The 7,759-nt window shown below is 34.7% G+C and carries 5 protein-coding genes; 1 reads left to right on the forward strand and 4 read right to left on the reverse strand.

What is annotated here, in order from left to right; genetic code table 11:
- Nucleotides 1-18 precede the first annotated feature (18 nt).
- Together GA0061074_RS01280 and GA0061074_RS01285 are read right to left on the reverse strand one after the other, a co-directional pair.
- Nucleotides 19-1,440, reverse strand: coding sequence for a glycoside-pentoside-hexuronide (GPH):cation symporter (locus tag GA0061074_RS01280; protein ID WP_092461299.1), 1,422 nt, complete (start codon nucleotides 1,438-1,440; stop codon nucleotides 19-21).
- 144 nt (nucleotides 1,441-1,584) lie between these two features.
- The gene (locus GA0061074_RS01285; RefSeq protein WP_092461300.1) at nucleotides 1,585-2,400 is read right to left on the reverse strand and encodes an AraC family transcriptional regulator; all 816 of its coding nucleotides are present in this window, start codon (nucleotides 2,398-2,400) and stop codon (nucleotides 1,585-1,587) included.
- A 196-nt stretch (nucleotides 2,401-2,596) separates the two neighbouring features.
- Here GA0061074_RS01285 and GA0061074_RS01290 point away from each other — a divergent pair, with 196 nt between their 5' ends.
- Nucleotides 2,597-3,253 (forward strand): NAD(P)H-binding protein, encoded by a 657-nt coding sequence (locus GA0061074_RS01290; RefSeq protein WP_092461301.1) that lies wholly within the window; start codon nucleotides 2,597-2,599, stop codon nucleotides 3,251-3,253.
- Between the two features lie 57 nt (nucleotides 3,254-3,310).
- Here the strand turns inward: GA0061074_RS01290 and GA0061074_RS01295 are convergent, their stop codons facing one another.
- A complete protein-coding gene (locus tag GA0061074_RS01295) occupies nucleotides 3,311-4,420 on the reverse strand; it encodes an SLC13 family permease (protein WP_092461302.1) in 1,110 nt (369 codons plus the stop codon).
- Between the two features lie 1,269 nt (nucleotides 4,421-5,689).
- Nucleotides 5,690-7,759: lectin-like domain-containing protein (locus GA0061074_RS01305; RefSeq protein ID WP_425274158.1), on the reverse strand; the 2,070-nt coding region annotated here is incomplete at its 5' end.

Below are 7,759 nucleotides of genomic sequence, written 5' to 3' on the forward strand. Positions count from 1 at the left end.
AACTCCTAAATTTATTAATTAATTTTTATGCGCCTCTTCTTCATGTAAACGTTGTTCAAGCTCAACGACAATTTGAGCATGTTTCTTTTCAGTTAAAGTTACTTTAAACCAGTATATAATAACTGAAATAACAATCAAAACAATTGGAATGTAGAACATAAATAAGTTAAATGATTGCATACCAGAAGCTGTAATATCTTCGGGCTTAGCTGCACCAGTCATACCAGCAGCAACAGCAGCGATACCAACGATACCATTTGCAAAGGCTCCGGCTAACTTATCAATCAAGGGACGTAGTGACAAAGTAACTGATTCGTTACGAATACCTAGCTTCCACTGTCCATATTCAACTGAATCCGTGATGGTCATCAAAACAACCAAGAACAAAATTGGATATGGTGAGAAGAACAAAGTAATAGCAACTAATACTAATGGCAAACTATTTGACGCAACCAGGAATAATGCGTAACCAATTAGCATAATAATTGATCCTGATAAGAAAATTGTACGACGTGAAAAGAACTTTGAAAGTGTTGGGAAAATTGCCACCGCAACAATTCCTTCAATAGCGGTAAAAATACCAACTAAGTAGAACTTATCACCTGCACCCATAACGTACTTGAAGTAATACAATAACATTGAGTTTGTTGAAACATATGCTAATGCAAACAAGAAATATGACAAAGCTTGCCACATTAATTGATCATTCTTGGCAACGGCCGTAAAGATTTCCTTAATACCAGCTTTTTCTGTGTTTTGACGAACAATGTTATCTTCTTCTTTCGTTCCCCAAACAGTCAACAAAGCACCAAGGTAAGCAATAACAGCAATAACAACCGCAAACCAGAACCAACCAGTTTTTGTTTCAGCATGTGAACCCACAAAAGCCAATGAGAAGAATGTTACTAATGGAATAACAACAATTTGTACACCTTGTTGTCCTAATGTTGAACCAAAACGTGCAATTGTTCCAAACTTCTCACGCTTACGGCTATCCAATGACAAAGCCGGTAACATTGACCAGAAAGCGACGTCTTTAAATGAATAAAAAGCATCCAAAGTAATAAATACAATTCCGAATAGGACAATGTACAATACCGGATGGCTAACATTTAAACCACCAAAGTCAGTAAAGATTGCTATTAATAGCACTGAACTAACCAAACCTGCAACTACCAACCATGGTTTAAACTTACCCCAACGGGTACGCGTATTATCCACGATTCCACCGATAACCGGATCAAAAATAATTTCAACAATTCGAAGTGTAACAATCAAACCTGTTACCCAGCCAATCATTTTGTCGTTAAATCCCGCATTTGACGTATTGAATAATTGACTTGTTACAAACATCATAAAGTATGTACTCAATGTTGCGTAAAATGCATCATGACCAAAAGCTCCTGCCGCATAAGACAAGTACTGTTTTGTCTGTTTCATAAAAAAATTCCTCCAAGCACATAAACGTGCATTTCTTACATTAATAATGATAAAGCGCTTCCAAGTTTATATTTGGGCAATTTTAACCAAAAAAAAGGATAAAACGAAACTTTCGATGACTATTAGCCCTTTTTTTATAAACTATCACGTTTGCCATTTTCTAAAATTCAACGGTGTCACCCCTGTCTTTCTTTTAAATACACGACTAAAATATGCCGCATCACGAAAACCACTCTCACTAGCTACTGCAACAACTCGTAGGTGTTTTTGTGACACAAGTAACTTTTTGGCATGATTAATTCTAATTTGGAGTAAATATTCTTTTGGACTTAAATTAAGTATTTTTTGAAATAATCTGTCTAAATATTGTGGCGTCACATTTACATACCTAGCAACTGCCGTAATCGTTAAATGACCTGTGAAATTATCATTCATATAGTCCATTGCAGGCTTCACATATTGTTTAAAATCTGGATGATTAATATTAACCTGATGTGCCTCTTCATGCCCAAGTGAAAGTAGTAAATAATACGACAACGCTGACACCCATTCTTTATCAACCGATTCTGTATCTAAGTTTTTGATGATTTCTTCAACTTGTTGCGTAAATATTGCCCCTCTTTCCGGTGCGATATAAACATACTCTCGATTCATCATTTGCTGATTAAAATCTTCTGCAAATTTGCCTTGAAACGTGACAAAAACAACTTGCCAATCTTCATTTTTATTTAATGGTTCATACCTGTGTGGTACACCTGGTGATACCAAAATACCTGCACCTGGCTGTAAAACAAAGTGCTGATTGCCTACCCAAAAATTACCAGCACCACGTTGCGTTTGTAACCAATGAAAATGTGGAAAGCCTTGGTATCTAATAATTTGATCTTGATGCCACTCTGCGCCAATATGCTCAACTGTTACTGGAAACTCTTGCGCATCTAAATTGAAATATGCTCGCATATTTTTCTCACTTATTCTTTAATTTTTACGTATTTGTTCGCCATTATGGAACTTTGAAATACAATTGTTAGCTACATATATACCATTTTAGCCCTTTAAATATGGTTTGCCTAATATTTTTTCAGAAGATTGCTTTTTTATTGATTTACTTATAAAATGTAATTAAATAAATTAAACACCCACAGGAGGTATTTTTATGACTAAAGTTGGTATTATTGGTGCAACAGGTATGGCTGGTTCAGCAACTTTCAAAGCTGCAACCGCTGCTGGTTTGGATGTTACAGCTATTGTTCGTAGCGCAGACAAAGCTAAAGAGACGCTTGGTTCAGATATCGCAGTAATTGAGAAGGACGCTTTTGATCTAACAAAGGCTGACCTACAACAATTTGATGTTATCGTAAACGCTTTTGCGACGGCACCACAACAAGCATATCTTCACACTGACTTGGCAGCTCACCTAGTTGCTGAATTACGTGAAACTGATGCACCACGTGTTATATTTATCTTAGGAGCTGGTAGTACATTTGCTGGGACTGGTGATGACCGTCACTATGCTTATGACGACATTAAGGCAGATCCTGCTAATGCATCATGGCAAGCTATCCCAGAGAACCAATTATACGAATTTAACTTCCTTAAAGATGTTAAGAACGTCAACTGGGTTGGTATGTCACCTGGTCAACTATTCGTTCCCGGCGAACTCGCTGATAACATTCTTTATGGTGAAGATGATATGTTATTCGATAAAGATGGTAACTCACAAACAACTGGTGACACAATGGCAAAGGCAATTGTGGATGAAATCATTACACCTAGCCACAAGCAATCACGCTTTATTGTAACGAACGGCTAAATAGAAAATAACTAAAAAAATATCCCCCGCATATAATTTGCGGAGGATATTTTTTAGTTAATGGGCAATCATTAATAATCCGACACCAAACAAAACAAAAATCACCAGGAAAATTAAGTTAACAGCCATTAACTTAAGTGGGAACGCCAATGACTGGTGATCTGTCTGCTGCTGATACTGACGCCAAGCTAACAAATTCGCCAACGAAGCAATTATTGTCCCTAAACCACCAACGGATACACCTAAATAAATGGCGTACATATGATTAGTAAAGGCACTTAACAATACAGCAGCCGGTACATTACTGATAATTTGGCTTAAAACAACACCTGACGTAAACGACCCCATATCTGTCATCGTCAATTTTTTAAACAATGAGACAACCATCGGGATTCTACCCAAGCCACCAACTATTAAGAACAATTCAATAAACAAAATAATAATGCCGTAATCGACAGTTGCAAAATTTTTATAATTAATAATACACGTTAATATGATACTAGTAATCAACGATACAATAATTGGTAATAAATGTAGCAAACCTGCTAGTACAATAACACTACCAATTAACAACAAAGTCGTTTGCTTAACACGAATATCAGGCACCGTTAGAGTTAAATCTTCCAATGGATCCGATTTAAAGAAGTAGCCACTTAAAAGTAAACAAATTAAACTAATCAATCCTAAAGGTAATGACATCTTTAAAAATTGTGTAGCACCCAAATGATAATAATTTGCCAGAAAAATATTTTGTGGGTTACCAAACGGTGTGACCGAACTGCCAAGGTTAGCAAATACCGTTAATAAAATAATTGGTAATACGGGTTTTATATTTATTTTCTGAGCAATAACCACAAATATTGGAATAAACGTTAGAATAGCAACATCATTTGTTAAAAGCATTGCCCCAAAAAATACTAGTAAAAAAACTGTTAGCCGTACTTGCCGTGTCGTTTGACATTTTTTTATAATGATTATGGCAATATATTTTAACAATCCTTCTTTTTCAAATAAGCCTATTAAAATCATCAATGATAATAATGCACCAATTGTTTGAAAGTCAATGTCCTGCAATTGCACTGATCCAAAAAAAAGCATAATCACCAATATAAATGATGTCACCCATAAAGTACGATCATTTATAATTTTAGAAATAAATACTGGCATTTTACATTTCCTTTATTTTTCATAGTACGTATAAATTATCCATAATTATACCAAATTTATACTACCATAAATTTCCCCTTATTTAGCTAAAAAAATTTTCAACTACTAAGCTATTATTTAATATAAATCACCTATTACTCACATTCTTCTAACGCTTATTCCACTTACAAAATCTTTTTATTCATTATTTTGAGTGATTATAAGCTATTTATATTTAAAAATATATGCTAACGAAACATCAAAAATAAAACTAGTAAAGCATTGAATGACATAAATCACGCCATTTTTGACTATAACTTGATATGACTCGCAAATTATACTACATTAAGGCTTAAAAATCTGAAGTCGTTTTTCATCAATTCCGTAATTGGTTCTAAATAAACATTTTCACCTATACCAGGTACCTTGAATTTAGTGACATCACTAACTAACTTTTGATTTGACAATCCATTTTAAATTTACGATGCAAGCACTTTTTCACACGCTTTCCTTTGGGGACCCTTTTAATGAACCATGTCGCCGTGATACACGACGGTATCCGTCACCTTCCAGGTGCATTTCATGCATTAAACGTTGTACTTTCTTATGACTATTCTTTTTAAAACTGATCCGTATTCCTTAAAATTAGATAAACGCGACGAACACCATAATATGGATTATCTTGTCAGATAGTCTGAATAACTGTTCTCAGTGCTTGATTTTATCTGCCCGATTGAAACGTCGTTTCCAATAATGATAAGTTGCTTCAGAAATTGGTAATACTTTCAATATATCAACTAATCTGAATTAGTGCCTCGAGTCGTAAACGATTGTCAGATTCATTAAGTTGCTTCTTAGGATTTCTAGGCATATTAGTTAGTCTTCCTTTTTGTATAGCCAATAAGCCATTGGACCCCGTTGTGAATAGATTTGCTTCCAATGCACGATTTGTTTAATACCTGTACAGCCAAAATGTGCTGCTACTTCCGTTATTGTTGCATTATTTCTTATTGCCCATCAGGCAACTTAAACACGAAATTCTGGTGTAACAGTTGGTAGATTAAATAAGGCATCTGTACCATGTGTACAATAGGTAGCTAAGATCATTCGAAATTCCTTATTATCAACATGATATTTATGACAAATTTTCTTTATACTACAAATGCCGTGTAAATAGTCATAGATTTCTTTGCGCTTCGTTTGTTTTGAAATTTTATTCATAAAAATACCCCGAAAGTTAAATTTTTTGCTTTAACTTTCGGGGATTTCCTCAATTACCAATTTAAAATTTTAATTATTTCTATCATCAAAATTTTTCTTTTTACCAAAGCCTAATAAACCTAATAATATACTTAACACTGTTAAAAATGATATATTTTTTTTCTTGGTATTATCTTGTCTATCCTTTATACCTGTTTGTGGAAGTTCTAACTGGTCAGAATCTTTAACTGCTGCTATTATTTTCGGACTTTTATCGTGAGGTAATATCTTACTTTCTGTTGGCGATAGATTTTCTGGAACTTTTGTTACTTTTAATTTATTTGGTCTATTTGGATTAATCGGCGTTCCTGGTTCTTGTGGCTGATCCGGATTAACTGGCGTTACACCATGCACGAAGTGCACGTTATATTGTTTTACCACACCATCTTGATCATACACGACACCATTTGTTGGATAGTCATCACTAATTAACTGATATCCTTGCTTTTCGTAAGCATTGATTTGTCCGCTTGTCCGATAGTTATCCGTACCACCATATTGTCCCGTCAAGTCTGTTTCACTTAATATCTGACCTGTTGTGTCATCAAAATACGTCACCTGCGCTTTTTCTGGATTAGCTGTATAGATAATCGTTTGCTCATTATTAGGACTATCATGTACTAGACCGCTTACTACTTCACTCTGTGCTTGATTTGGTGTGTAACCCGTAATTACTGGTGATTCCTTACTATCGAAAGTATCATCGCTATTAACTGCTTGCCAACCATCATCCTTAACTATTGCCCCCGTGACTTTATCCACTTCAATTTGATGAATAAAGTGAACACTATCTGTTTTATTTGCAGCTGCCGTTGTGCCATCAGCGTATTGATAATGAATTGTTTGATCTACTTCAGCCTGTAAGGATGCGGCATCTGTCCCCGTTGGCCATTTTGGCCCATCTGGATCATTTGGATTAATCGGCGTTCCTGGTTCTTGTGGCTGATCCGGATTAACTGGCGTTACACCATGCACGAAATAAACATTATAGTTTTGGTCAACACTAATATCATTATCAAACATTGAACCTGGTATAAATTCATCACTGTTTAAAACATAACCTTTATTTTCATAATTAGCTATTTGTTTAGCTGTTGAATATTCAATAGGACTGCCAGATTGTCCTGTTACTTCATCAGCAGATAATTCACTACCTGTTGTTTTATCAATATAATAGACATGTGCCGTTTGACCTGCTATGTAATTAAATTCTTTAATTTTAAATTGCTGCAAATTAGTTACAGCACCTGTAGAACCTGACATCATAAAAGCAGCCAATTGATTATTTAAGTCATTAACATTAATCTTTTTTTCCCAAATTAAATCATTACCATTTTGATTTAATTTGATAGTCATTATGTGAGAACTACCAGTATAATAAATAGAAAAATCATGAAATCTACCATCATAAATGCTACGATCTAATACTTGATAACCATCTTGCCCTTCATGCTGTTCCGTTTCTGCCCACCAAACATTATGATTACCACCTTGAGGTGTTTTATATGAAGTTGTCACAAAATCCCCAAAAGGTGCATTAATAGGATCTTGAGCCCAGCCAAAACGATTAGACTCCGTTGCTGCGTTAGGATTTGGTGCGGCTCTTTTGTTATACCATGGATCTAATTTAAACCCAACAGCATTTTTCAAACCAGCTATTCCTAAATTACCTCCAGAAACACCCACATCACTTGTCTTACCATTATGGAAAGCAATCCCGATACCATCAGCCCCATGCGAATTAGTTCCTAAATTAATAGATCCGGATAATGTAAAATCATAATCTACATTAATTTTATTTTTAAGTGTAAAATTACCAACTTGATTAGGTTTATTTTGCGTTAGAGTTACAATACCAGAATCTTTATCATAACTGGCATCTCTATTAAGAACAAAAAAATCGAGGAAATTATCTTTCGTTACATTGGTATATTTTTGATCTGCAGTTGCTAATTTCTTTGTAATATCACGATAAGACAGTTTAATTTCTGAATTGTTTCTGACATCCGATTCTTTTACACCGCTATTATTAATACTGTTCGATGCTGCTACTGGTACCGCACTTACTGCTTCACTTTTATTTCCTAGTACATTTGCTGC

The sequence above is a fragment of the Weissella bombi genome (assembly GCF_900094835.1).
Classification (GTDB): domain Bacteria; phylum Bacillota; class Bacilli; order Lactobacillales; family Lactobacillaceae; genus Weissella; species Weissella bombi.

Excerpts from the sequence above, each read along its gene's own strand:
- GA0061074_RS01280 (WP_092461299.1), bottom strand. The coding sequence starts at position 1,440 with ATGAAACAGACAAAACAGTACTTGTCTTATGCGGCAGGAGCTTTTGGT.
- GA0061074_RS01290 (WP_092461301.1), top strand. The coding sequence starts at position 2,597 with ATGACTAAAGTTGGTATTATTGGTGCAACAGGTATGGCTGGTTCAGCA.
- GA0061074_RS01285 (WP_092461300.1), bottom strand. The coding sequence starts at position 2,400 with ATGCGAGCATATTTCAATTTAGATGCGCAAGAGTTTCCAGTAACAGTT.
- GA0061074_RS01295 (WP_092461302.1), bottom strand. The coding sequence starts at position 4,420 with ATGCCAGTATTTATTTCTAAAATTATAAATGATCGTACTTTATGGGTG.